Below are 24,468 nucleotides of genomic sequence, written 5' to 3'. Positions count from 1 at the left end.
CTGCGAAGCTATAATAACCATGTTCGTCTGAACCTAGACTTAACATGCGCGGTAGTGGTGGAATGGCAGACACGCTATCTTGAGGGGGTAGTGGGCGTACGCCCGTGGAGGTTCGAGTCCTCTCTACCGCATTACAGAAGAACTTCTCGGAGGGATCCGGGAAGTTCTTTTTTTGCTTCTCATCGATTGGGGTGGGCGTGCGGCGTATGGGATGGTGATTTTTTGCACATTCTAATAAAATCTTGCGCAAAGTGCGTCAAATCAGGCCGTTTGGGCAGGTTTTCAAGTTGACACGCCGATAAAAATTCATTAATATGTCTAAGTACTAAAAGAGCTGCGCTCTGGAACGAAATTTGATAATACGGGTGATAACATGGCTTACAGACCGAATGTTGTAAATGTAACCAAGGCCGGCAGCAACGAAAATGACGGATTGTACGAGTTTATCGTGAATCTGGCCGATGGTACGGCGTGCCGCGTGTTTTACCACCGTAATCCCGAATGGCGGTTAACCAACGTCAGCAGGCTGCAAAAGACACCTTGCCCGGTCTGCCGTAAAGACTTCATTTGCGGATGTATGGAGAAGTTTTCGGATGAAATCAACCGTCAGATGGTAGAGGGACAGTGGCTCGACAAGCTTACGTCCTAGTAAGAACGCTATGGCCAGCTGGCGACAGCAAGCACGGGAAATGTCCCGTGCTTTTTTCATATCTTCTATAGATGAGATTTGCGTTACCCGCAAACAGGAGAGGGGGCCAAGAGCATGTCAGGTCAACCGGATGAACGGAATGAGCATGTGATCTTATTTGACGGCGTCTGCCATTTATGCCAGGGAGCGGTCAAGTTTATCATTAAGCGTGACCCGGCTGGGCGGTTCCGCTTTGCCTCTTTGCAGTCACAGGCCGGGAGCCGGCTGCTGCAAGCTGCAGGAGCGCATGAGGAATCATTGGACAGCGTCGTGTTGATTGAACGCGGAACCTATTATATCCGCTCAGATGCGGCTCTGCGCATTGCTAGAGGCTTACGGTACCCCTGGCCCCTGCTGTACGCGCTGATCGTCGTCCCGAAGGGGCTTCGGGATGCAGTCTATCAATTCATCGCCAAACATCGTTACCGTTGGTTTGGGAAGGACGAAACCTGCCTCGTGCCGACCCGGGAGCTGAAGGAGCGGTTTTTGGAGGATGGGTAGGGTTAAACGGAAACTATGAAAAAGCTCTTGTCTATCATCCATAATTGTGATATTCTTACTGTAAAATTTAGGAATATAGAAACGGAACGGTAGCACCGTCCATTACTCGATTGTTGAATCGGGTTATTGGGCGGTGCTTTTTTTGTTCTCGTTTTCCTTGAAGGAGGGGATTAAGATTCCAATCAAATTGGTGCTGGCCGTGCAAGAGGAGGAGTATATCGAACCATTTTTACAGTATGTACATGCGAGCGAGTTCGATCGGCGTTTGGTGGTGATCGCGTTTAGCCGGAAGGAGGCGTTTGCCCAATATATGCTGGAATCCGGCGGAGAGATCGATGCGGTGTTGGGTGACCCGGCATTCCTTGAGGCGGCGGAAGCCATGAAGCGCCCCGGGCTTTACTTCATTGAACTGGGTGAAGGCGGCGGATCACAGCATTCCGGTAGCTTACGCGTCGACAAGTATCAATCGTTGCATCAGCTGCTTTCTGCGGTGAGCGAGCTCGTTCAGGGAGGCTCGGGCAAGGAGGTGCGCATCGGCGGGAAGCCTTTGGTCATTGGGGTTTATTCGACCGTAGGGGGCTGCGGCAAGACAACGGTGGCCCTGCATTTAGCCCGACAGCTGGCGACTGAAGGGGGAAAGGTGTTTTACCTGAACCTGGAGACGATTGGCAGTGAACCTCCGTTTGCCGGGCAGAGCTCAAAGGAAGAGAAGCCTGGCTTAGCCCGGCTGCTGTACGACTTGAAGGCCGCGGAGGATCGGCGGGAACCGCCCCGTTATCCGATCTCCGCGTATGCCTACAGGCATCCCGTACTGCAAGGGGATACGCTGGCTCCGCCGGATAATCTGAATGAGCTGCTGGAAATGGAGCGCAAAGATACGATGGAGTTAATCGAGTACATCGCCGGCAGCGGCTTGTACGATTCGGTGATCGTGGATATGGACTCCTTTCCGGATGGCCGTACGGAAGCGGTGCTGGAGCGGGCGGACCGCGTCGTTTGGATCGTTACGGATGACTGGGGAGTGATGCGTAAAACCGGGGGATGGCTGAACCATCTGGAACGAACTCGGCCGGATTTTTACCGGTCGCTTCTGAAGAAAACTCGCTTTACGCTGAATCGGCATACAGGCAAGCAGTTGACTGATTTGCCGCGGCCGGAGATGAAATTAAAGGCCACGTTATCGTATATTCCGGCCTGGAGTCAGGGCAGCCGCCAAGGGGAATTGCTGCATTCGCCGCTGTATCAACGCGATATGATTCGGCTTTGCCGCGAGCTCCAGGGCGAGGAACCGTCATTCGCTGATGCGGGAGGGATCCATGATGGAGGAAGCGGACTTCACGGCCCTGCGTAATGAAATTCGCCAGGGGCTGGATGTCACCTCCGTTCTGAACGATGACCAGCTGATGGATTATATTGAGCGGCGCGTGTTGGAGGACCGGAGATTAAGCGGGGCGACGGCGGCTGAGAAGCGCAAATGGGTGCGCAGGCTGTACGATTCGTTTCGCGGGCTGGATGTCCTTCAACCCCTGGTTGAGGATCGCAGCGTCACAGAAATAATGATCAACAGCCATGAGGAAATCTTCGTTGAACGGGAGGGGCAGGTCCAGCGGATTCCCGTCCGCTTCGAGTCTCGGGAGCGCTTGGAGGACATTATCCAGATGATTGTATCCGGCGTTAACCGGGTAGTGAACGAATCGTCGCCCATCGTTGATGCACGCCTGCGGGACGGGTCGCGGGTAAATATCGTGCTGCCACCCATCGCTTTAAAGGGCCCAACGATGACGATTCGCAAATTCCCGGAACGGCCGTTGACCATGGAGCAGTTGGTTGCGATTGGCTCCCTGAGTGAGGAAGCGGCAGAGCTGCTGCAACGGCTCGTGCGAAGCAAATACAACATCTTTATCAGCGGCGGAACAGGCTCGGGGAAAACGACGTTTTTAAACGCCCTGTCCCAGTTCATCCCATCCGATGAGCGGGTGATTACGATCGAGGATTCCGCCGAGCTGCAAATCGTTACGGTCCCTAATCTCGTCTCGCTCGAAACCCGAAATGCGAATACGGAAGGGAAAGGCGAAATTACCGTGCGCGAGCTGATCCGATCCTCGCTGCGTATGCGGCCCAACCGGATTATCGTCGGTGAGGTGCGCGGGGCGGAAGCGCTGGATATGCTGCAGGCGATGAATACCGGCCATGATGGCTCTCTTTCGACTGGGCATGCCAACAGCACAGCGGATATGATCAGCAGGCTGGAGACGATGGTGCTGAGCGGAGCCGAATTACCGCTTCCGGTTGTTCGTCAACAGATCGCTTCGTCGATCGATGTTTTTGTTCATTTGTCGCGGTTGCGCGACCGTTCACGCCGAGTGACGGAAATCTCCGAGGTTGTTGGTCTGAGGGACGGGGAGGTGGTGCTTCAGCCGCTGTTTACGTTCCAGGAAGAAGGGGAGCAGAACGGCCGAATCGTGGGTCACTTGCAAAGCAGCGGCGCAAAGTTAATCCATACGGACAAGCTGCGTATGTCGGGATTACCAGTTGATTAATGCACAGGAAGGAGAGGATGCGGTTTGTTGCTGAAAGCAGGATCCGGTTTGCAGCGTCGGAAGTCCGGGCTGAAACCGACGGCAGACCCAGCAAGTCTTGCGGACTATCGGGTGTATCCTTTGTCTCCGCGACAGAAGGTCATCTGCACGCTGGTTGGAGGAGCAGCTTTCGTTGCATTAGGCTATATTTTCTTCCATGCTCTCCCGTTGGCATTGCTGCTTTCGTTAGGCGGCTTATACACGCCGAAGTATTGGAGCGGTTACCTGCTGCGCCGGAGAAGGGAGAACCTGAGCCTGCATTTTAAGCAAGCGTTGTATTCGCTGTCCTCCTCATTGGCCGCTGGCCGCTCGGTGGAGAACGGTTTTCGCGAGGCGATCGACGATCTAAGGCTGCTGTATCCAGACGGGGATAATGATGTCATGCGAGAGCTTGCGATCATTTGCGCCCGGATGGATTACGGTCAGCCGATCGAGGAGGCGCTGCTGGATTTCAGCCGACGTGCGGCAATGGAGGATATCGACAACTTTGCCGATGTGTTTACGACCTGCAAGCGTTCCGGTGGAGATCTGGTGGAAGTGATCCGGCGGACATCGAACTTGATCGGTGAGAAGCTGGAGATCACACAGGAAATCAGCGTAATGATCGCCCAGAAACGTTTTGAAGCGAAAGCGATGCTGGCGGCACCGGTCTTGTTCTTACTCTTTATGCAATTCACTTCCCCGGATTATATGCGCCCGCTGCATCATGGCGCTGGGTTGCTGATCTCAGGTGTGGCGTTGCTGTTATATGCAATCTGCGCCTGGCTGATGTTAAAGATCATCGATATTCGAGTATAAAGGGGCGTTGGCTGATTGTACCTTGTGGTTTCGGGATTGCTGCTGTTCGTATTAAGCGGAGGCTGGCTATATGCTTACCAGAAATCTCGCTTCCTCTACCGGGGAGATCTGGATTTGCATCTGGAAGGATTAAAGCTTGTTCGCCTCTCGCCGCCAATGTTGCTGCTTTTGGAGCGGATCAAGGTATCTCAGCGATTTCCCGGCTTCTTCTTTAAAGTTCAGCGTGCCGTGCAGAAAATCGGCGGCAGCCGGCGCAGCCGCGAAATGACGCTGCTCTGGCTATCGGAGGCGCTCACGTACAGTTACATTTGTCTCCTGTTCGGGTGTCTGATGACGTTGCTGAGCGACGCCCCTGCCGGCTTAGGGATCGGCGTCCTGTTCGCTGTGTTGGTGCCGATGGCGCTGCTCAATGACCTTCATCGCAAGGTTCAGCGGCGGGAACAGGCTGTCCTGCTGGAGCTGCCGGAGCTGCTGAACAAAATCGTGCTGCTGGTAGGTGCTGGGTCAACCGTCCAGCAGGCGATGAAGTTATGCCTTGAGCGCAAGCGGGAGCAAATCGGACATCCCTTATACCGGGAGCTGCTGCAGATGCAGAAGGAATGGGAAGGGGGGGATTCATTTCAGCAGGCGATGGAAGGATTCAGCAAACGCTGCGGCATTCAGGAGGTGTCGGCTTTTACGACGGCAGTTCTGTTAAATTACCGCCGCGGCGGGGAGGATTTTGCCCTGGCCCTGCGAGACTTGTCCCATTCATTGTGGGAGAAACGCAAAGCCGTCGGCAGAACGCTGGGCGAGCAAGCCTCGTCCAAGCTGGTGTTTCCGATGGTGCTGCTGTTTATGGCAGTACTGATTTTGGTTGGGGCACCGGCCTTTATGATTATGAATTTGTAATGCACACAGAGGAGGAGAAAACATGTTAACGGCAATTCGCAAAGAGATGAGAAGTTTTTGGCGTAATGAAGAGGGGCTTGGAATGCTGGAAATGATCTTGATTATCGCGGTGATCGTTATTATCGCTGCGATCTTCCGCAAACAGTTGAAGGCGATTATTGAGAGCTTGCTCGATAAAGCCAAGACGAAAACGGAAAACTTCATGGACGAGACTTAAGAATGAAGCTGTGGCAGGATCAACGCGGGGTCTTTACGGTTGAAGCTTCTTTGGTGCTTCCGTTGATTTTTTACACGGTGCTGATCCTTCTGTTCTTCTGTCTTTACCTTTACCAACAGGCGTTGTTGGGGCAGGCTGCCATCGTTGCGGCGGAGCGAACCGCTTATACCTGGGATAACAGCTACCGGGACGGCTTAACCGGAGCCTATGCCGATGGGAAGTACGACTCCCTCTACTGGCGCCTGGGGGATGACGGGTTGCTGCAGGCGATTTTTGGCGGGGACGGCGGCGACAGGGCAGTGAAGCTGGCATTGCCTGCGGATGCAGGTGATGGAGAGGCTCAGTCGCTTCCGCTGAAGAAGCTGAATCGGACAGGGGCCAGGCTGCCTGAAGGCATCGACGGGGAGATGCGCTATGACAACCGGCTGCTGCTGCGCAAGGTAAGTGTTGCGCTGGATCGGTTCGTCCCGCTGGCTCCGTTGGAGGCTTGGATTGACGATATCCATCAGCGCAGCCGCGCGGAGTCTTATGTGGTCGAGCCGACGGAATGGATTCGGACCGTTGAGCTTGCGCGATATTATGGCGAGAAGTTCCGAAGCGGCAAAGGTGCAGGAGGAATGGACAAGCAGGAAGCGCAGGAAGCGTTGATACGGTTTGGAAAATAACCGGAAGGAGAAGGAGGCGGAGATGTCGGTGTTTTCACGGAATCGCTCGGAGCAAGGGGCGGTTACGGTATTTTTTATCGTAATTTTTGCCGCGGTGTTTGCGTTTGTCGCCCTGTTTATCGATTTCGCCCGCATGTTCGCTTTGCAAGCACAGGTGGAGACCTTGGCGCATGCGGCTTCGAGATCCGTCCTGTCCGCATATGATCGCGAGTTGGCTGAACGGTACGGCATATTTGCATACGGGCAAACGGACGGGAATTACATCATGTCGAAGGTGCTTCAAGACCAATTTGAGCTGGTCCGGCAAACGGACGGGTTCCCTTTGCTAAACGCAAGGCTGGATTCCTCCACCGCCAGCTTCATGCATCCAATCGGGACTTACCCGGTGTTCGAGCAGCAAATTCGCGAGCAAATGAAGTATCGGGCGCCCATCGACGTTACCATCGAGCTGCTTAATCGCTTTAAACCGATGGCCGGAGTGATGAAGGAAGCCTCTAATACGGTAGATTTGCTGGGGAAGTTGCAGAAGCTTTACGACCAGCGGGAGGCCAAGCTTGATGAGCTCTTGGAGCTGCAGCGCCAAGCCGCCAAGACGGTGGAGTCTTATGCGAAGGTGCTGTCGGGAGGCGGCGGGAGCGGCAGTCTCTCCACGTTGGCCGATGCCACAGCCGAATATCCTGAATTTGTGAGCCAAGTTGAGGCGGATGAGGGCCTGGAGCCGGAGGATCGGATGTATACAGCGGAAATCAGCCGCTACCGTTCTGCAACCAGCGGGTTGTTTGCTGCATTGGATCGCGCTTTGCGTACTGCAGAGCAGAGGCATGCATCGTACCTGCCGCAGGCGAAGTCGCTGCTCGATGAAGCGCGGCGGATCAATGAGCAGATGCGGCAAACGATCGCGGAGGCGGAAAATCGCCCGGAACAAGCGGCCTATAACGAAGTATCCGTCGGAACGAGCACCCGCAGCGGCAGCTCGGATCCGGTTGGCGAGGGAGCGGCAATCACCGAGATCCGGGCTCAAGCCGATTCGTTGCTGCTGTCCGATGAGTTATTCGCCGGCCTAGCCTCAGATATGGATCGGCAGACCGCGGCATTCGCTGAACTCCGGAGCGTGGGAAGCGCGCTGCTGGCGCAAAGCGGCTCCGTATTATCCGCCACAACTCCGCCCAGCTCTTTCTCTTCGAGAGTGAATAGTGCTGTCAGAGTAAGTGATGCCTATCTGCGTCAATTCGTTACTTCCGGCTCAAGCAATGTTTTAGAAGCGAGTGCATGGAGATTGGATGCCCATCGGTCCTCTGACAAGGAGCGGAAGGCCACAGAGCAGGCGGCAAGTGCAACACTGAAGGATGCAGCCAGTTGGATCCGCAAGATCGAACAGCTCAAAAACGGATTAAGTGAACATCAAGCGAAATTCGATCAGCTGAAGGCGAAGATGGAAGCGAACCGTTCGTTGAACCGTTCCGTGGCTGGCGAGGAGGCTGGGTCTACGAGCGTAAACGATGATCCAAGCGAGGCAGGGCGCGCCTCTATGGGGGTTATGGACAACATTTATGGCGGGCTGGCGGGCCTGATGGGCGGCATGTCGGATTCCGTTTATCAAATGGAATACGTTGCGAGTTATTTTCACTTCCTCGATGTCAGTGTCTTAAACGGTCTGTTTGAGGGCAAAGGCCAAACGGACCCGCTGGAAGTGATCCGCAGACAGCTGGCACCGGAAAGTCAAGAGGTCGAGTATATTCTGTACGGCGTGCATAATCCGGCGGGGAATATCGCGGCTGCGTTCGGGGAGATTTTTGCCATGCGGCTGGCCATTCGGACGATGGAGGGCTTAGTGAAAAATGCGGCAAAAGGCAATCCGCTGCTGGTTTTTGCTGCGGCCTTGCTGTACGGAGCGCAACATGCGCTGCAGGACATGATTTCTTTAACCCGGGACGGAAAGATTCAATTAAGCGACTATCTGAAGGTCGATCTGACCTACCGGGATTATCTCAGATTATTTCTGCTGCTCCATGGCCGGAGCGAACAACGATTGTCGCGGATGCTGGCCGTGATCGCGCTTAATACCGGGGTGGATCCGGCGGAACGGTCCACATATGTCCAAGGGAAGGTAACCGTGGCGATGCCGTTATGGTTTTTGCCGGGAGTAAGCAAAGCGCTGGGGAAAGTCGGCATATTGAAAGGTCATGTGGAAGGAAGCCAGTATTATGTGGCCAAGCAAGCGGATTTTTCATATTAAGGGAACGATGTCGCGCCGCTTCCGGAAGAGATTTTCGGAAGGAAGCATCACTCTGGAAGCCGCCCTAGTCGCTCCGGTGTTTGTGCTGGTTGTATTCTGGTTTGTTTTTCTCGTCCATATGACGCTGCTTTACGGACAACTGCATCTGACCGCAGCAAATGCTGTGAAACAGATCTCTGCTCATATTTATCCGGTAGCGCTCGCAGTCCAGGCTCAGCATAGTGAGGGACAAGAGGTGCAAGCTCCAGCCGCAAAGCCGGGTGATGAGAACTCAGGAGTTTCTTCGGCTGGGGGATCCGATGTCCCAGAGATTACAACGGAAAGCGGTCCGTTTTCCTGGAAGATCCCGTCCCTGTCCCTGGAGGAATGGGCGAAGCAATATGCGTCCAACTTGCCGGAGCCGCTGTCGACATGGGTAATGGATGCTGCACTTAAAGGTGACGAACCGCTGCAGGAGCTTAAAACGAAAGTGTCCGAGGCCGTATTGGACCCGTTGGTCAAGCCGATGCTGCGCCCTTTTCTTCGTGGCACCCTGCTGGAAGAAGAACGTCTGCATGTCACCCGCGTTACGGTTCCGGATTTGAAGACGGGGAAGCAACCTTACTTTGGCCTCGAGTTAAGCTATGAGCTGCCTTTAAAGGTACCGCTTATCGGCCGGCAACTGGTGCTGCAGACAAGGGCGGAGGAGCGGTTGTGGATCGGCGACACCGGGGAGCTGGATCCCGGAGCTGGAAGCGGTGAAGATCAAACGGGTCAAGCGGCGGTCGTGATCGCTAAGCCCGACCCGGCGTACGCCGGACACCGAGCGACGGTTCTGGCTCAGGTTGCTCCGGGGTCAACCGCCAAGCTGACCGTGTATTACAAAAGCGGGGTCAGCCAAGCGAAATATTTGGGTGAGGCGACGGCGGATGACCAAGGCCAAATCAGCTGGACTTGGCTGGTCGGAGGAAACACCACGCCGGGGACGTGGAGTTTCGTGATTGAAACGGAGGAAGGCATACGTACGACGGCCACGTTCGAGGTGGTAAGCCCGCGTTCGCAATAGGAAAAGGAGTGAGGAACGGATGATTGAGATTTGGGGTTGTTTGCTGATGTTGCTTGCAGCCTTCGTAACGGATTTAAGAACGATGAAAATTCCTAACGTGATTACGGTTACGGGCATTTTCACCGGACTGTCTTATCACCTGTTAACGGACGGGTGGAAAGGCGCCTGGTTTTCAGCGGCCGGGGCGGCCACCGGGTTTGGGCTGATGTTTGCGCTGTATTTGCTTCGTGCGGTCGGAGGCGGCGATGTCAAGCTGTTTGCAGGAATTGGGGCCTGGACGGGCATCGCTTTAACTTTATCGACGATGATGTATTCGATATTGGCCGCCGGGTGCATCGGTCTGATCCTCTTGATTTGGCGCCGGGAAACCGGGCATCGTCTGCGCCGGATTGCCGGCAGCCTCCTTGGAGCGGCGATGCTGCGCAGCCCAGCCCCCATCCAGGCAGTCGCCAAACACCAACTTCAGTTTCCGTTTATGCTGGCTGTGGTGCCGGGAGCACTACTGGCGATTTACTATATGTAACGTATGGGGAGGGATGGAACATGCCGGAGCTGATTACTGATTTTGTCCGGGACGGCGGTACCTACATGATCCTGCAGACGCAGGAGGGGCTGAGGCCGGAAGATTTGAACCGCGTTCAACGCTCCATGCTGGCCGCGGTAACCGTACCAAATCTGCTGCGGCTTGATATCCGTGAAATCGATTATCAAATCAGCCTGCATTATGATATCACCGGAAAAAGAATGCTTTCCCAGTGCCTTCGCAGCGACAAGATCAGTATGCCGGAGTTTTACGGTTTACTGCTCCAGGTGGTTGCTGTACTGGAGGACAGCAAGAGGTATATGCTGTCTCCATCCGGTTTTTTATTGGATGAGACGTATATTTTTGTGGAGGAGCCGTTGTCCAGCGGGGCCATGTATTTTACATATATCCCTTGGAAGGAAGCGCCGCCCGAACCCCCGCTGTCTCAGTCGCTGCTATCGCTGATAACCCGGATGCTGACCTGTGTCTCCCGGGTCGAGGGGGATGGAATCCCGCAGTTGGTCCGATTATGCGGAGATGAGCTTTTTTCATTGGGAGAACTAAAAAAAATGCTGCTCAATTTATTGTCGGAGGAGCCGGACGCCAAGTCCATGGGCGGTGAGCGGGTTGGGGAGAGGAAATCTATTCTCAACGATCCGTCTCCAAGATTGGCAACGTCATCACCACTTTCGTCCCCCCGTTCTGCCGTCGTTAAGGAATATGTTCCTATTGGGGATCAGGCCGAATCGGGAAAATGGGCCGGGGCCGCTGCATCGAATGCCCATAATGCAACTGATGTAAGTTCAATAAGGGAAGCTTGGCCAGGTCTCGATGACGCGGAGGCAACGGGAGAGACGCGAATTAAACCAACCTACCTTGTACTAGGTCTCATTCTGGTCGATGCTTTAGGTTGGAAGTTTCTCTATCTCGATCGTCCCGGAACATTGGGGTTAGCGCTTGGCGCTATGCTTACCGTATTGTTAGGGGCGGCGGGGGTAGTGTTATGGCGTAAGTTTTGCAGCAGTTCCGCCAGCTTGGAGGAAGAAGAGGCGGAAGTTGATCACGAGGTGGCCTCCGGGCCGCTCGGAACTTCGCATTCGTTGGACTTCACGGACGAACGGCATTTTGGCTCATCATTCTTCGGCAGAAATGCCGCAATGTCGGAACGTTCGGGTTCTGCGGCGGAGGCCTCGATGGAGTCGTTTGTGCCCCGGCTAGGCCTTCCGGACATGATGATGGAGCCCTCCGGTTCCGCCATGCCTGAGCCGGAATCCGAAGCGAGGTTATCGCCGCCTACGGTTCTGCTGAGCCGGACCGGCCTGGCAGGACAGGACAGCCCGGCCCGTGAACGCGTTCCGCGCTATTACTTGGAGCGGTACGAGTCTTTCGGCGGTGCGGCGGAGCGAATTCCACTGACGCCGGGCAGCTTTGTGATTGGCCGCTCCGAAGACATTGCGCAATACGTAGAGAATACTTCTGGTGTCTCCCGTGCCCATGTGGAGATCTTGGTGACTTCGCACGGCTGTACCTTAAAGGATCTCGGTTCAACCAATGGAACCTACCTCAACGGGGAAAATGTGGCACCCTATAAAGAATATCCTTTGCAAGCTGATGACGTGTTCGTGTTGGCGGAAACGAGGTTTAAGTTTGGAGTGGAAGCGGCCTGAACTCAAATTTGAAATGACCGTAGATTCTCACCGGAAAAGCAGGTATAATGAACGAGAATTATTCTCAATTACAACTTACATACACGGCTTACTGGAAAATTGATTAAAGGATGGTTCTCGACATGTCTGCATTAACCCAATCTTCTAAGCCTCGCTTGCGCTCCCGTCCCTTGGCGGCAACGTTGATTCTGATCGGCGGCGCGGCGTTGCTGCTATTTGCGATCAGCCTCTCGATTTCCGTCGGGGCGGCGGATATTAAACTCGCGACCGTCTGGGATGCGTTGTTCCACTTTCAAGCGGAACAAACCCAGCATCAAATTATTATGGAGCTGCGTCTCCCGCGCGCCTTAGCCGCTGCTTTGATCGGTGCGGCGCTTGCGGTAGCCGGTGCGATTATGCAGGGGATGACCCGCAACCCGATGGCCGATTCGGGCTTGCTGGGGCTTAACTCCGGGGCCGGCCTGGCGCTGGCTATTTGCTTCGCATTGATGCCGGGAACTCCGTTCCTGCTGACCATGCTGTACTCGTTTATCGGGGCTGGTCTGGGCGCTGGGCTCGTATTTGGCATCGGCTCTTTGACCAAAGGAGGCCTGTCCCCGGTCCGGCTGACCTTGGCAGGCGCGGCTGTCAGCATGCTGCTGACCGCGATCAGCGAAGGCATCGCCATCTATTTTAAGATTGGACAGGATCTTGCCTTCTGGTACGCCGGTGCGATTGCTGGTGCCAACTGGTTGCAAATCAAGATGGTTTCGCCCTGGGTATTCGCAGGTTTGCTTTGCGCCTTGCTGCTGTCAAGATCCATTACCCTGCTGAGCCTTGGCGAAGAGGTGGCAACCGGTTTGGGTCAAAGAACCGGCTTAATCAAGGTGCTTGGCATGATCATCGTCTTGATCCTTGCCGGCAGCGCAGTTTCAATCGTTGGCGCGATCGGCTTTGTGGGCCTGATGGTTCCGCACGTCGCCCGTTTTCTCGTTGGCGTGGATTACCGCTGGGTTATCCCTTCCTCAGCGCTGCTTGGCAGCTTGCTGATGGTGTTTGCGGATATTTTGGCACGACTGGTTCATCCGCCGCATGAAACGCCGATTGGCGCGCTCATCGCTGTCATTGGGGTACCGTTCTTCCTCTACCTTGCGATGAAGCAGAAGGGGGGATTGGAATGAACCGGATCGAAGCTCCTTTGCATTTGCGGCAAAAAGCCCGCAAAGCTTATATCGTAATGACCGTATTTGCGATACTGATCATTGCGGTGTTCATTTTTAGCATGAACACCGGGTATATCCGGCTGTCGCCAATGGATGTATTTAAGACTTTGTTTGGAATGGGGACGGACAAACAAGAGCTGATTCTCTACGAATTCCGGTTGCCGCGGATCGTCATTTCCGTGCTCATCGGGATGGGCATGGCGGTTGCGGGCTGTATCTTCCAAGGGATTTCCCGGAACCCGCTGGCCGATCCCGGCGTGCTGGGGATTAATGCCGGAGCCGGCCTGGCGGTAACGCTGTTTATTTCTTTTTATCCGACGACGGCCAGTGCGCCCGTCTATTTGATGCCGGTCTTGGCTTTCCTCGGATCGGCCGGGGCAGCCACATTAATTTACGTGCTCTCTTTCAAAAAAAATTACGGGTTGCTCCCGATTCGGATGGTGCTGGTCGGGATCGCGGTAGCCGCTGGCATCAACGCGGCGATGATCGTGCTGCAGCTGCGGCTGCGTCCCGAGAACTTCCAGATGCTGCAGATCTGGTTGGTTGGCAGCATCTGGGGGACGTCTTGGAAGTACGTGCTGGCGCTGCTGCCTTGGCTGATCGTGTTGCTGCCCTACGTGTTCTTGAAGTCCCGCGCGCTGAATGTGCTTAACCTGGGGGATCAAACTGCAACAGGCCTTGGCACTTCGCTGGAGCGCTCCCGATTGGGCCTCCTGGCGGCTGCGGTTGGCTTGACCGGCTCCTGCGTTGCGGTGGGCGGCGGTATCTCCTTCGTTGGGCTGATTGCGCCGCACTTGGCCCGCCGATTGGTCGGGCCCAAGCATGAGTATTTGCTCCCGGCCTCCGCGCTGGCCGGCGGCTTGCTAGTGATCCTGGGCGACACGCTGGGCCGATGGGTCCTGCAGCCGGCCGAGATCCCGACGGGGATTGTGGTGGCGATCATCGGTGCACCGTATTTCTTGTACTTGTTAACGAAGTCTCGAGTGTAATAGATAGAGAGAAGCAAGATAAAGGCCCGGAGAACTGGATGTTCCAGTCCTCCGGGCCGTTTTTTTTCATTTGGATTACTTCAGATCGGCGACGGCGGATTCCAGATCGGGGAAAGCGAAGGTGAATCCTGCGTCCAGCATAGCTTGGGGGATGACCTTCTGCCCCTCGAGCAGCAGCAAGGACATCTCGCCTAAACCCGTTCGGAGCACTGGTGCCGGGAGCGGCAGCCAGAAGGGACGGTGATGCACGCGGCAGACCGTGCGTCCGAATTCCCGGTTCGTCACCGGCTGTGGACTTACCGCGTTAACCGGCCCGTGAATGGACGGATGCGTTGCACAATAATCCATCAGCCTTACCATGTCTCGCAGGTGAATCCATGGGACCCATTGCTTGCCGCTGCCGAGGCTACCTCCAAAGCCCAGCAAATAGGGCAGACGCATCAAGGGGTAAGCGCCGCCATCCCGCCCCAGCACGACTCCGGTGCGCAGCTTAACAAGGCGGACTCCACGGAACTCCCGGTCCGCCGTCTCTTCCCAGGCCGCAGTCACCTCGGCGAGAAAATCGGGAGGCGGCGATGGGATCGCGGTGCTCTCGTCAAACGCTTCGGTGAACGAGAGGCCGTAGATCCCCACAGCGGAGCCTTGCACGACAACCTCGGGCTTTCGCTTCATTCGCTCCACGGCGCGTGCTGCCGCCCGGGTGGACTCCAGGCGGGATTCCAATATCCGCCGTTTCGCCTGCTGTGACCACCGCTGGTTCAGCGTAGCTCCGGCCAGGTTGACGATCGTTGAGGCGCCATCCAGCAACGAGGGGGTCTGCTCAACCTCCGCCCATGTCACCGAGGTAAGCCTCTCATTCCTATAGGTCGCCTCACGCAGCCAGCGATTTCCCTTGGCCGTCCTCCGCGTGACGACCATAACCTCATGTCCAAGGTCCAGCCAATACTCGGCTAAAGCCCGGCCGATAAACCCCGATCCCCCAAAAATGACCGCTTTCATGCGGCAAAACCTCCTTCATGCAAAAACATCCAGCAACCTAGTGCAAAACAAGGTGCCGGATGTGATTTTGCGCGGGTAGATGTTTATTTGTTCATTAGATGTTGGTAAGGGCGATAATCGATCTGATTTTTCTCCAAAAACTTGACGAGGAACTTGTTGTCGCGTTTCGGCGTGGCTATGATATAGCCTCGGATGCAGTGCTCCTGCGTAACCTCGGAGGCGTTCTCCTGCACCGCGATTTTGCCGATCTCGGCGGCAATCGAATGCTTGGCGATATCCCGGAACGGCCCCGGAACCGGCTCAACCAACCGGTCGAGGAATGCCTTGGCCTCGTCGGTCCAGAGATGGCGGCTCTTCTCAACCCAATAGTTCTGCCAATCCAGCTTCGACATGCCGTCCGCCTTCGGGAGCACTTTCAGGAATTTGCGGAACATAAAGTAACCGCCGATCGCCATCATGCCTAGCAGCACGAAGCCCCAAAACGCAATACTGTTCATAAACCAGCGGTTTGGGCCTTGGGCGGTCAATATGTAAACGGTCGTTTGCAGCACATTCATCACCTCGGAACGGATTTCGCTTTTCGCGAAAAATTCAGCTATTATGAATAGTAGAAATTAAATCTTTCAAATCAGAGATAATCAGCTAAAATTATACCTTATTTCTTTATTTATTTCAGCATTCAAGCTAAAATAGGTTTGTTTAGCGATTTAATGTCCAAAAGGGGGAAAACACTTTGCTGAAAATTGGTTCCCATGTTTCGTTCTCGGACAAGGGCCTGCCCAGCGCTACGGCCGAGGCGGTGAGCTACGGCTCCAGCTCGTTCATGATATACACCGGGGCACCGCAAAACACGCGGCGTAAACCGATTGAATCGATGAATATTGAAGAAGGCAAAGCGGCGATGGAGCAAGCCGGGATCGGCGAAATCGTGGTCCATGCGCCTTATATTATCAATTTGGGTTCTTATAAATCCAACACCTATCAGCTCGCAGTTGACTTCCTGCAGGAGGAAATCCGCCGCACGCATGCGCTTGGTGTACGTAACATCGTGCTTCATCCCGGCGCTTTTACGGACAAGGATGCCGAATATGGGGTGAACCGCATTGCAGAGGGACTAAACGAAGTCCTGAACGGAACCAACGAAACGGATGTGTGCATCGCTCTGGAAACGATGGCCGGCAAAGGCACAGAGGTAGGGCGGAGCTTCGAGGAGATCGCGCAGATTATCGACAAAGTCCAACACAACGAGCGGTTAACGATCTGCCTCGATACCTGCCATATCCATGATGCGGGGTACGATATTGTCAACGATTTGGACGGGGTACTGAAGAAGTTCGATGACACGATCGGATTAAAGCGGATTGAAGTCGTTCATATCAATGACAGCAAAAATCCGGTAGGCGCGGCCAAAGACCGTCATGCACCGATTGGCTCCGGCTGGATCGGATTCGAAGCGATCAATCGCGTTGTGCACCACGATGCGCTGCAAGGCCGGCCGTTCATTCTGGAGACGCCTTGGGTCGGGAAGGATGCGAAGACGCAACGTCCGATGTACGAAGTGGAAATCGCGCTGCTGCGGGGGAACGTTGCCGAACGGTTTGGCGATGCCTTCCTGAGCGATGTGGAGCGTTTGGCTGACTTTTTCGCCAAGCAGGACATCCATTCGCGTTCCTTTGTGTTAGACACGTGGAATCTGCTCAAAAACGACGCCAAAGCGAAAAAAGCGGACCCGCGTGAACCGATGGAACGCTTATACGACCTTACCGTGGAAGCAAGCTTATTCCCGGATCTGACGGAAGAGCAGATCAACCATCGCCTGGTGGCCTGGTTCGCCAGCGGTAAATAAGATATAGATAACACAAGAAGCAAGGGGATCGGAAGAACAATGGATACACATGTCAAAACGGGCGGACAACCCGTAAAGCCTTATGAAAGCAATCGTGCGCGCATGCTGATTTCCTGTCCGGACGGACCGGGGATCGTTGCGGCCGTATCCCGCTTCCTGTATGAGCATGGAGCGAATATCGTGCAATCGGACCAATATACGATGGACCCCGAGGGCGGGATGTTTTTTATGCGGATCGAATTTGATTTGGACGGATTGGACGGGCGGATCGACGCGCTCAAAAGCGATTTCGAAGCGATTGCTTCGCAGTTCCGGATGCAGTGGAACATCTATCAGCTCAGCCGCAAGAAGAAGCTGGCCATCTTCGTGTCGAAGGAGGATCATTGCCTCGTCGAGCTGCTCTGGCAGTGGCAGGCCGGCGACCTGGACGCTGAAATCTCTATGGTGGTGAGCAACCATCCGGATATGAAGGAGTACGTCGAGTCGTTTGGGATTCCGTATTACCATATCCCTGTGACGCCGGAGACCAAACACGAAGCGGAGCAAAAGCAACTCGAGATCGTTAGCGGCAAGGTTGACCTGATCGTGCTGGCGAGATACATGCAAATTCTCTCTCCGGCCTTGATCGAGCCGTACCGCAATCGTTTGATCAACATCCACCATTCGTTCCTGCCTGCTTTTGTCGGGGGAAAACCGTACGCCCAAGCGTATAACCGCGGGGTAAAGATCATCGGTGCCACCGCGCATTACGTGACGGAGGAGCTGGATGGCGGCCCAATCATTGAGCAAGACGTGCAGCGTGTCAGCCACCGTGACGATGTGAGCGAGCTGAAGCGCATCGGCCGCACCATCGAACGGGTCGTGTTAGCCCGGGCAGTGAAATGGCATATCGAAGATCGGATTTTGGTGCATCAAAACAAGACGGTTGTGTTTAACTAACCGGCCGTGCAGTTTCCATTCGAGCAAAGAAAAACCGGCATCCCAGACGGCTTGTCATGGGTGCCGGTTTTTTGCTATGATTACGCTCCCCGTAATACATAGTCACCGGCAAAAACGGCGGATGAGTAACTAAATCAACTCAAAATATTTCATTCGCGAGAGAAGGTTTGGGAATAATGGTATGGAAAAGGGGAGAAGGAAGTGCTACAATAGATAAAGTCAAAATGATTTATTCAAAATGATTGTTTTGTAACCGCAGCGTTAAGGTTTCATGAGTTTCAAGATTTTTTCATCATTAAGGAGGAAATACGAATGCCACTTACAGACAACAATTCGATCGATAACCTCTCGATCACCACAATTCGTACGCTGGCGATCGACGCGATCGAAAAAGCGAAATCCGGTCATCCGGGCATGCCGATGGGCTCTGCTCCGATGGGTTATCAATTGTTCGCCAAAACGATGGTCCACAATCCAGACGAACCAACCTGGATCAACCGCGACCGTTTTGTTTTGTCCGCCGGCCACGGTTCCATGCTGCTGTACAGCTTGCTGCACCTGTGCGGTTATGACCTTCCAATGGAAGAAATCAAGCAATTCCGTCAATGGGGCAGTAAAACGCCAGGCCATCCAGAGTATGGTCACACTGCAGGCGTTGATGCAACAACCGGTCCGCTGGGCCAAGGGTTGGCGATGGCTGTAGGGATGGCGCTTGCCGAAACGCAACTGGCTGCGACCTATAATAAAGGCGATCTGAAAGTAATCGACCACTATACGTACGGCATCTGCGGCGACGGCGACCTGATGGAAGGCGTAGCCAGCGAAGCCGCATCGCTTGCCGGCCACCTGAAGCTGGGCAAATTGATCTTCCTGTATGACTCCAACGACATCTCGCTGGACGGTAAGCTGAACCTCAGCTTCTCGGAAAACGTGCGTCAACGCTTTGAAGCTTACGGCTGGCAAACGCTGCGCGTCGAAGACGGCAACGATCTGGCTGCGATCGAAGCGGCGATCGAAGAAGCAAAACGCGACACCGAACGCCCAACGCTGATCGAAGTGAAGACGATTATCGGCTACGGCAGCCCGAACAAGCAAGGGAAAGGCGGGCACGGCGGTACGCACGGCTCCCCGCTGGGACCTGAAGAAGCGAAGCTGACGAAAGAGAACTATAAATGGGTTTACGAAGAAGATTTCTATGTTCCCCAAGAAGTGCGCGAGCATTTTGCCAAAGTCAAAGAACGCGGTATTGCGGCATATCAAGCTTGGCAAGAAACGTTCAAGCAATATAAAGCACAATATCCGGAGCTGGCTGCTCAATTCGAGCGTGCGATCGCTGGTGACCTGCCTTCCGGTTGGGATGCGAAGCTTCCGAAATACAGCCCTTCGGACAAAGCCGTTTCGACTCGCGTCGCTTCCGGTAACGCGCTGAACGGACTGGCTCCGAACGTGCCTCAGCTGCTGGGCGGCTCCGCTGACCTGGAAAGCTCGACGATGACGCATCTGAACGACCTGGCCATGTATACGCCGGAAACCCGCGATGGCCGCAACCTGTACTTCGGCGTGCGCGAGTTCGGCATGGCTGCGGCGATGAACGGCATCATGCTGCACGGCGGCTTGAAAGTATTCGGCGGTACGTTCTTCGTGTTCACCGACTACCTGCGTCCAGCTGTACGCTTGTCCGCTCTGATGAAGCTGCCGGTGACTTACGTGCTGACACATGACAGTATCGCGGTTGGCGAAGACGGCCCAACGCATGAACCGATTGAACAACTAGCTTCCCTGCGCATCATCCCAGGCTTGACGGTAATCCGTCCGGCAGACGCCAACGAAACATCCGCAGCATGGGCTTATGCAGTAGAAAATAAAGCGAATCCGGTGGCCCTGGTGCTGACGCGTCAAAACCTGCCGATCCTGGAAAACACGGCTGAAAAAGCACGCGAAGGCGTGAAGCGCGGCGGTTACGTTGTATCCGATGCGAAGGACGGCAAGCCGGTGGCTCAGATCATTGCTACAGGCTCTGAAGTTCAGCTGGCGATCAAAGCCCAAGCCGCATTGGCTGAAGAGGGCATCCATGTACGCGTCATCAGCTTGCCAAGCTGGGATCTGTTTGACAAGCAAGATCAAGCTTACAAGGACTCCGTCATCCTGCCGGATGTCAAAGCCCGCGTAGCCGTAGAAATGGCGCATCCATTTGGTTGGGAACGTTTTGTCGGCGAGAAAGGCTCGGTCATCGGCATCGACAAGTTCGGGGCATCCGCGCCTGGCGACAGAGTGATCGAAGAGTACGGTTTTACGGTTGAGAACGTCGTTAGCCACGTGAAAGCTCAATTGAAATAATTTTAGTGTAAGTTCAACAAGTCGGGTTAAGGCCGACTTGTTGAACAACCTCTTGTTAGGGGATGGAAGGGAGAGGGGAACGTGACCCAGCAACTGCAAAATGTGACTGTAGATAAGCAAGCCAACATCTATTTCGACGGCAAAGTCACGAGCCGGACCGTATGGCTTCCAGACGGAAGCAAACTGACGCTGGGGATCATGCTCCCCGGGGAGTACGAATTCGGCACGGATTCGCTGGAAGTGATGGACATCTTGTCCGGGGACCTGAAGGTGCTGCTTCCGGGCGAAACGCTGTGGCGCGAAATTAGCGGGCGTGGAACGTTCACCGTTCCCGCCAAGTCTTCCTTCAAGCTGGAGGTGCGCAGCGTCACCGATTACTGCTGCTCCTACGGGGCAGGAGCCGAGGCGTAGCAGCCTCCTGGCGGGATAACCAAAAAGGCAGGTATCAGCGAATGAACGACAACGCTGAACCTGCCTTTATGTTCCTCTCCTGTTGGAGCGGCTTTCTGATTATTCGCCGATTTGCTTGCCAATCCAGGCTTCATACACTTTGACGATGGAGGAGAGGTCCTCATCGCCGAAGCCTTGGGTTTGCCCCGCTTGGAACAGGCTCTTGGCCAGGTTCAGCATCGGGGCCGGGATGCCGGAGCCGTCGGTTAGCGCAGACGCGAGCTTCAAGTCTTTGAGCATCAACGCCAGCGAGAATTGATTCGTAAAATCATGCTCTATGATTTTGCGGCCTTTGAGCTCTGCGGCTTTACTGCCGGCGGAGCCCAGCTGCACGAGCTCCAGGAAGCGGTCGGCCGGCAGACCCGACTTGGCGGCGATCGCAAAGCCTTCGGCCAGCGCCAGGTTGTTGATGCCAACGATGGTGTTGTGGGCCAGCTTGGCGACGGCGCCGCTGCCGTTGTCACCCATGTGCAGCACTTTTTTGCCCATCGTGTCAAACAGATCCGTTACTTGCGCCAGCGTCTCCGCCGAGCCGCCGACCATAAAGACGAGCGTGCCGTCGATCGCTGCCGGCGAGCTCCCGGTGACCGGGGCGTCAAGGAACGCGCCGCCAAGTGCGGCTACCTGTTTAGCCAGACGTTGCACGAGCGCCGGTGAGATGGTGGAGCAGTCGATGACGGTCGTTCCGGGCCGGATTCCGGCTAAGACGCCGTTTTCCCCTTCGTATACTTCAGCGATGGAATCATCGTTGCTGACCATGGTGATGACAACGTCCGCTCCGGCGGCGGCTTCCTTTGGTGAAGGGGCTACGGCGGCACCCAATTCGGCTAACGGCGCTGCTTTAGAGGCGGTCCGGTTAAATACTGTTACAGGATAACCTGCGCGAAGCAGGTTCGAAGCCATCGGTGCACCCATCGTCCCGAGGCCGATAAATCCGATTGTTTTCAAGTTCGTCACCAACTTCCCATAAGAATTGAACATCATTTAATTATTTTAGCACGGGTTGTGGAAACCTGTATATTGTGCCCTTGTCATCGCTGGGAAATTACAGTATCCTAGGTTTAAGTTATTTGAGGCGGCGTTCAGCCGGATATATTTACCAGATTGCAGCTACCAGCAGATATTGAACGTTTCCTCTTGGATAGGGCCAGTTAAGATAAATATTAGACGGAGGAGAGTATCAGCTATGTCCAAAAAAGTGACTTTTGACTACAGTAACGCCCTGCAATTCGTTGGACAACATGAAATCGATTATTTTGCCGAGCCTGTTCGCGTTGCTCATGAGCAATTACATAATGGCACCGGGGCAGGTTCCGACTTCCTGGGTTGGATCAACCTGCCGACCGATTATGATAAAGAAGAGTTCGCCCGCATTAAGAAGGCTGCGGCCAAAATCCAAAGCGATTCCGATGTCCTGATCGTCATCGGGATTGGCGGCTCCTACCTGGGTGCGCGCGCCGCAATCGAATCGCTGTCCCATTCGTTCTATAACCTCTTGCCGAAGGACAAGCGTAAGACGCCGGAGATTTATTTTGCCGGGAACAACATCAGCTCCACTTACGTGAATCACTTGCTTGAACTGATCGAAGGCAAAGACTTCTCCGTGAACGTCATCTCCAAATCGGGGACGACCACGGAGCCGGCGATCGCTTTCCGTATTTTCCGTGCGGCATTAGAGAAGAAGTACGGCAAGGAAGAAGCGCGCAAACGCATTTACGCGACGACCGACAAAGCGAGAGGTGCCTTGAAGAAGCTGGCTACCGAAGAAGGCTACGAAACATTTGTGATTCCGGACGACGTTGGTGGACGTTATTCCGTATTAACTGCGGTTGGCCTGTTGCCGATTGCGACTGCAGGTATTAATATTGAAGAAATGATGCAAGGTGCTGCCGACGCACAGAAGGAATTCAGCAACCCGAACCTGGCTGAGAACGCAAGCTACCAATATGCGGCTGTCCGGAACGCTTTGTACCGGAAAGGGAAAGTCACGGAAATTCTCGTGAACTACGAGCCTTCCCTCCACTACGTATCGGAATGGTGGAAGCAGCTGTACGGTGAAAGTGAAGGTAAGGATTACAAAGGTATCTATCCGGCATCGGTTGATTTCTCCACCGATTTGCACTCCATGGGCCAATTTATCCAAGAGGGCAACCGGAACATCTTTGAAACAGTCATTCAAGTAACTGAGGTGCCTAGCCACATCACGATCGAATCCGATCCGGCGGACTTGGACGGCTTGAACTTCCTGGCCGGCAAAACGCTGGACTTCGTGAACAAGAAGGCGTTCCAAGGTACGCTGTTGGCGCATACGGATGGTCAAGTACCTAACTTGGTTGTCAATGTGCCGGATTTGACACCGTACTCCTTTGGTTACCTGGTGTATTTCTTTGAAAAAGCCTGCGGTATCAGCGGATATCTGCTGGGCGTAAATCCGTTCGACCAACCGGGTGTAGAAGCGTACAAGAAGAACATGTTTGCGCTCCTTGGCAAACCGGGGTACGAGAAGGAAAAGGCCGAACTCGAAGCGCGTCTTTCCAAGTAATATAGGTAATTTCTATTAAATGTTTATCAGCGCCAGAAGCAGTTCACCGGCAAGTTCCGGAGGAGCTGCTTCTTGGCACATTCATAAGGATGGTCTCATATGCTAGAAAAGTACAAGACGGTCAGGCAATCCGGAGAAAAGGAAATCGTCATCAAGAAATCAAGGTTTATCGGGCACGTGAAGCCGGTGGAAACCGAAGCTGAGGCGCTCCAGTTTATCGAGGAAATCAAGAAGAAGCACTGGAACGCTACGCACAACTGTTCCGCTTATATGATCGGGGAACGGGACGAAATCCAGAAGCAATCAGACGACGGAGAGCCAAGCGGTACGGCCGGGAAGCCGATTTTGGAGGTGATCAAAAATCAGGGCCTCAAGAACGTGGCAATCGTCGTAACCCGGTATTTTGGCGGGATTATGCTGGGGGCGGGCGGCCTCATCCGTGCGTACACCGACGGAGCTGTCGCAGCGCTCGAAGCAGGAGAAGTGATCACCCGCGTATTGCATCAAGAAGTGTTTGTTGAACTGGATTACACCTGGCTGGGCAAAGTGGAGAATGAACTGCGGAACCGCGGCATCCGTAAGGGAGAGACGGTGTTTGCGGATAAGGTGACATTATGCTGTCTGCCGCTTCATCCGGAGGCAAGCGCCTTCATGGATTGGATGACCGATTTGACGGGGGGTCAGGCCGTGATGACGGAAGGTGACAAGGTTTATTTTATTGAAGGGGAATAAGGCCTATGGCAAGAAGAGCAGTTGATCAGGAGTTGTCGAGAGAAAGAATTATGGAAGCGGCCCGTCATTTGTTCATTACCAAAGGGTACCGCGGAATATCCATGAGGAGCATCGGTCAGCATTTGGGATACAGCCACGGCTCGCTATATTATCACTTCAAGGAAAAGGCCGAATTGTTTTACGCCATCGTGGTAAAAGATTTCGAGTCGCTTACCCACCTGTGCGAGCAAGTGACAAAACGACCGCCAGCCGACGGGCTCACCAAAGCGGAACAGCTGATGCTGGAGTTTATCAAATTCGGCTTGGAGCATCCGCACCAATACGAAATCATGTTTATGCTCAGGGATGAGGAGATCCTAGCATACTGTCGCAACGAACAAGCTAAATGTTTTAATATGTTCGAGTCGCTCATTCGCAGTTTTCTGCAGGAAGAGAAGCATCCGCTGGAGAAGCATCCGTCTCTTCCGCTCAGTATGTTTTTGGGTATGCATGGATTTATCTCTTACTACATCCAAGATCGGCTGACCTTTGAAGAGATTAAGCCGGCTGCTGTCGCCCACGTAAAGTTGTTAAGCCACAGCGTTTACCGTATAACGTCATAAGGCGTTTTTGTTTTCACTTC

Annotated in this window: 24 protein-coding genes and 1 tRNA gene; 22 read left to right on the top strand and 3 right to left on the bottom strand. The window is 54.3% G+C overall.

Annotation, left to right across the window (positions count from 1 at the left end):
- The first annotated feature begins 48 nt into the window (after positions 1-48).
- The 15 genes from M3G15_RS01460 (at position 49) to M3G15_RS01390 (ending at position 14,001) form a co-directional block, all read left to right on the top strand.
- Positions 49-131, top strand: a tRNA-Leu gene (locus M3G15_RS01460).
- A gap of 242 nt (positions 132-373) precedes the next feature.
- Entirely contained in the window at positions 374-649 is a 276-nt protein-coding gene (locus tag M3G15_RS01455; protein ID WP_260069864.1) for a hypothetical protein, read from the top strand.
- 114 nt (positions 650-763) lie between these two features.
- Complete coding sequence (locus M3G15_RS01450) at positions 764-1,189, top strand: thiol-disulfide oxidoreductase DCC family protein (RefSeq protein WP_009226483.1); 426 nt, start codon at positions 764-766, stop codon at positions 1,187-1,189.
- 133 nt (positions 1,190-1,322) lie between these two features.
- Entirely contained in the window at positions 1,323-2,540 is a 1,218-nt protein-coding gene (locus M3G15_RS01445) for a nucleotide-binding protein (RefSeq protein ID WP_260069863.1), read from the top strand.
- Positions 2,509-3,729, top strand: coding sequence for a TadA family conjugal transfer-associated ATPase (locus tag M3G15_RS01440; protein ID WP_260069909.1), 1,221 nt, complete (start codon positions 2,509-2,511; stop codon positions 3,727-3,729). Before M3G15_RS01445 ends, M3G15_RS01440 begins: the two co-directional genes overlap by 32 nt.
- A 24-nt stretch (positions 3,730-3,753) precedes the next feature.
- Entirely contained in the window at positions 3,754-4,566 is an 813-nt protein-coding gene (locus tag M3G15_RS01435; protein WP_009225755.1) for a type II secretion system F family protein, read from the top strand.
- 15 nt (positions 4,567-4,581) lie between these two features.
- Entirely contained in the window at positions 4,582-5,457 is an 876-nt protein-coding gene (locus tag M3G15_RS01430) for a type II secretion system F family protein (RefSeq protein ID WP_260069862.1), read from the top strand.
- Positions 5,458-5,479: 22 nt separating this feature from the next.
- Entirely contained in the window at positions 5,480-5,674 is a 195-nt protein-coding gene (locus M3G15_RS01425; RefSeq protein WP_009226011.1) for a Flp1 family type IVb pilin, read from the top strand.
- Between the two features lie 2 nt (positions 5,675-5,676).
- On the top strand, positions 5,677-6,339 hold the full coding sequence (locus tag M3G15_RS01420) for a TadE/TadG family type IV pilus assembly protein (protein WP_260069861.1): 663 nt from the start codon (positions 5,677-5,679) through the stop codon (positions 6,337-6,339).
- Positions 6,340-6,361: 22 nt separating this feature from the next.
- Positions 6,362-8,575, top strand: coding sequence for a hypothetical protein (locus M3G15_RS01415; RefSeq protein WP_260069860.1), 2,214 nt, complete (start codon positions 6,362-6,364; stop codon positions 8,573-8,575).
- On the top strand, positions 8,544-9,620 hold the full coding sequence (locus M3G15_RS01410) for a pilus assembly protein (protein ID WP_260069859.1): 1,077 nt from the start codon (positions 8,544-8,546) through the stop codon (positions 9,618-9,620). Before M3G15_RS01415 ends, M3G15_RS01410 begins: the two co-directional genes overlap by 32 nt.
- A 19-nt stretch (positions 9,621-9,639) precedes the next feature.
- On the top strand, positions 9,640-10,143 hold the full coding sequence (locus M3G15_RS01405; RefSeq protein WP_009226015.1) for an A24 family peptidase: 504 nt from the start codon (positions 9,640-9,642) through the stop codon (positions 10,141-10,143).
- Between the two features lie 20 nt (positions 10,144-10,163).
- Positions 10,164-11,810, top strand: a complete 1,647-nt coding sequence (locus M3G15_RS01400; protein ID WP_260069858.1) for a DUF6382 domain-containing protein — start codon at positions 10,164-10,166, stop codon at positions 11,808-11,810.
- Between the two features lie 122 nt (positions 11,811-11,932).
- Entirely contained in the window at positions 11,933-12,970 is a 1,038-nt protein-coding gene (locus M3G15_RS01395) for a FecCD family ABC transporter permease (RefSeq protein ID WP_260069857.1), read from the top strand.
- Complete coding sequence (locus M3G15_RS01390; protein WP_009226018.1) at positions 12,967-14,001, top strand: FecCD family ABC transporter permease; 1,035 nt, start codon at positions 12,967-12,969, stop codon at positions 13,999-14,001. Before M3G15_RS01395 ends, M3G15_RS01390 begins: the two co-directional genes overlap by 4 nt.
- Before the next feature lie 75 nt (positions 14,002-14,076).
- Here M3G15_RS01390 and M3G15_RS01385 read toward each other — a convergent pair whose 3' ends face one another.
- The gene (locus M3G15_RS01385) at positions 14,077-15,000 is read right to left on the bottom strand and encodes a TIGR01777 family oxidoreductase (protein WP_260069856.1); all 924 of its coding nucleotides are present in this window, start codon (positions 14,998-15,000) and stop codon (positions 14,077-14,079) included.
- A gap of 83 nt (positions 15,001-15,083) precedes the next feature.
- A complete protein-coding gene (locus tag M3G15_RS01380) occupies positions 15,084-15,557 on the bottom strand; it encodes a DUF2621 domain-containing protein (protein WP_260069908.1) in 474 nt (157 codons plus the stop codon).
- A 176-nt stretch (positions 15,558-15,733) separates the two neighbouring features.
- Between M3G15_RS01380 and M3G15_RS01375 the strand changes: the two genes are divergently transcribed.
- The 4 genes from M3G15_RS01375 to ppnP all read left to right on the top strand — a co-directional run bounded on the left by M3G15_RS01375 (position 15,734) and on the right by ppnP (position 20,533).
- Positions 15,734-16,846: a deoxyribonuclease IV gene (locus tag M3G15_RS01375; protein ID WP_009226021.1), complete on the top strand. Its 1,113-nt coding sequence runs from the start codon at positions 15,734-15,736 to the stop codon at positions 16,844-16,846.
- A gap of 39 nt (positions 16,847-16,885) precedes the next feature.
- The gene (gene purU, locus M3G15_RS01370) at positions 16,886-17,785 is read left to right on the top strand and encodes a formyltetrahydrofolate deformylase (protein ID WP_009226022.1); all 900 of its coding nucleotides are present in this window, start codon (positions 16,886-16,888) and stop codon (positions 17,783-17,785) included.
- 312 nt (positions 17,786-18,097) lie between these two features.
- Positions 18,098-20,122 (top strand): transketolase, encoded by a 2,025-nt coding sequence (tkt, locus tag M3G15_RS01365; RefSeq protein ID WP_260069855.1) that lies wholly within the window; start codon positions 18,098-18,100, stop codon positions 20,120-20,122.
- 81 nt (positions 20,123-20,203) lie between these two features.
- Positions 20,204-20,533: a pyrimidine/purine nucleoside phosphorylase gene (gene ppnP / locus M3G15_RS01360; protein ID WP_009226024.1), complete on the top strand. Its 330-nt coding sequence runs from the start codon at positions 20,204-20,206 to the stop codon at positions 20,531-20,533.
- Between the two features lie 99 nt (positions 20,534-20,632).
- On the opposite strand, the gene M3G15_RS01355 is transcribed toward ppnP, so the two are convergent.
- Entirely contained in the window at positions 20,633-21,520 is an 888-nt protein-coding gene (locus M3G15_RS01355; RefSeq protein ID WP_260069854.1) for an NAD(P)-dependent oxidoreductase, read from the bottom strand.
- 238 nt (positions 21,521-21,758) lie between these two features.
- Between M3G15_RS01355 and M3G15_RS01350 the strand changes: the two genes are divergently transcribed.
- The 3 genes from M3G15_RS01350 (at position 21,759) to M3G15_RS01340 (ending at position 24,448) form a co-directional block, all read left to right on the top strand.
- Positions 21,759-23,114 carry a glucose-6-phosphate isomerase gene (locus M3G15_RS01350; protein WP_260069853.1) on the top strand — a complete coding sequence of 452 codons (1,356 nt, stop codon included), beginning with the start codon at positions 21,759-21,761 and terminating at the stop codon, positions 23,112-23,114.
- A 99-nt stretch (positions 23,115-23,213) separates the two neighbouring features.
- Positions 23,214-23,846, top strand: a complete 633-nt coding sequence (locus tag M3G15_RS01345; RefSeq protein WP_009226027.1) for a YigZ family protein — start codon at positions 23,214-23,216, stop codon at positions 23,844-23,846.
- A 5-nt stretch (positions 23,847-23,851) separates the two neighbouring features.
- Complete coding sequence (locus M3G15_RS01340; protein WP_009226028.1) at positions 23,852-24,448, top strand: TetR/AcrR family transcriptional regulator; 597 nt, start codon at positions 23,852-23,854, stop codon at positions 24,446-24,448.
- Positions 24,449-24,468 lie beyond the last annotated feature (20 nt).

The organism is Paenibacillus sp. p3-SID1389, assembly GCF_025151705.1.
GTDB classification, from domain to species: Bacteria; Bacillota; Bacilli; order Paenibacillales; family Paenibacillaceae; genus Fontibacillus; species Fontibacillus phoenicis.
Note: the sequence above shows the minus strand (reverse complement) of the source record. Positions and strands in the feature narration are given on the sequence as shown.

What these genes read in the sequence shown, in the direction of transcription:
- M3G15_RS01455 (WP_260069864.1), top strand. Translation starts at nt 374, where the DNA reads ATGGCTTACAGACCGAATGTTGTAAATGTAACCAAGGCCGGCAGCAAC.
- M3G15_RS01450 (WP_009226483.1), top strand. Translation starts at nt 764, where the DNA reads ATGTCAGGTCAACCGGATGAACGGAATGAGCATGTGATCTTATTTGAC.
- M3G15_RS01440 (WP_260069909.1), top strand. Translation starts at nt 2,509, where the DNA reads ATGGAGGAAGCGGACTTCACGGCCCTGCGTAATGAAATTCGCCAGGGG.
- M3G15_RS01425 (WP_009226011.1), top strand. Translation starts at nt 5,480, where the DNA reads ATGTTAACGGCAATTCGCAAAGAGATGAGAAGTTTTTGGCGTAATGAA.
- M3G15_RS01420 (WP_260069861.1), top strand. Translation starts at nt 5,677, where the DNA reads ATGAAGCTGTGGCAGGATCAACGCGGGGTCTTTACGGTTGAAGCTTCT.
- M3G15_RS01415 (WP_260069860.1), top strand. Translation starts at nt 6,362, where the DNA reads ATGTCGGTGTTTTCACGGAATCGCTCGGAGCAAGGGGCGGTTACGGTA.
- M3G15_RS01410 (WP_260069859.1), top strand. Translation starts at nt 8,544, where the DNA reads ATGTGGCCAAGCAAGCGGATTTTTCATATTAAGGGAACGATGTCGCGC.
- M3G15_RS01405 (WP_009226015.1), top strand. Translation starts at nt 9,640, where the DNA reads ATGATTGAGATTTGGGGTTGTTTGCTGATGTTGCTTGCAGCCTTCGTA.
- M3G15_RS01400 (WP_260069858.1), top strand. Translation starts at nt 10,164, where the DNA reads ATGCCGGAGCTGATTACTGATTTTGTCCGGGACGGCGGTACCTACATG.
- M3G15_RS01395 (WP_260069857.1), top strand. Translation starts at nt 11,933, where the DNA reads ATGTCTGCATTAACCCAATCTTCTAAGCCTCGCTTGCGCTCCCGTCCC.
- M3G15_RS01390 (WP_009226018.1), top strand. Translation starts at nt 12,967, where the DNA reads ATGAACCGGATCGAAGCTCCTTTGCATTTGCGGCAAAAAGCCCGCAAA.
- M3G15_RS01385 (WP_260069856.1), bottom strand. Translation starts at nt 15,000, where the DNA reads ATGAAAGCGGTCATTTTTGGGGGATCGGGGTTTATCGGCCGGGCTTTA.
- M3G15_RS01380 (WP_260069908.1), bottom strand. Translation starts at nt 15,557, where the DNA reads ATGAATGTGCTGCAAACGACCGTTTACATATTGACCGCCCAAGGCCCA.
- purU (WP_009226022.1), top strand. Translation starts at nt 16,886, where the DNA reads ATGGATACACATGTCAAAACGGGCGGACAACCCGTAAAGCCTTATGAA.
- tkt (WP_260069855.1), top strand. Translation starts at nt 18,098, where the DNA reads ATGCCACTTACAGACAACAATTCGATCGATAACCTCTCGATCACCACA.
- M3G15_RS01350 (WP_260069853.1), top strand. Translation starts at nt 21,759, where the DNA reads ATGTCCAAAAAAGTGACTTTTGACTACAGTAACGCCCTGCAATTCGTT.
- M3G15_RS01345 (WP_009226027.1), top strand. Translation starts at nt 23,214, where the DNA reads ATGCTAGAAAAGTACAAGACGGTCAGGCAATCCGGAGAAAAGGAAATC.
- M3G15_RS01340 (WP_009226028.1), top strand. Translation starts at nt 23,852, where the DNA reads ATGGCAAGAAGAGCAGTTGATCAGGAGTTGTCGAGAGAAAGAATTATG.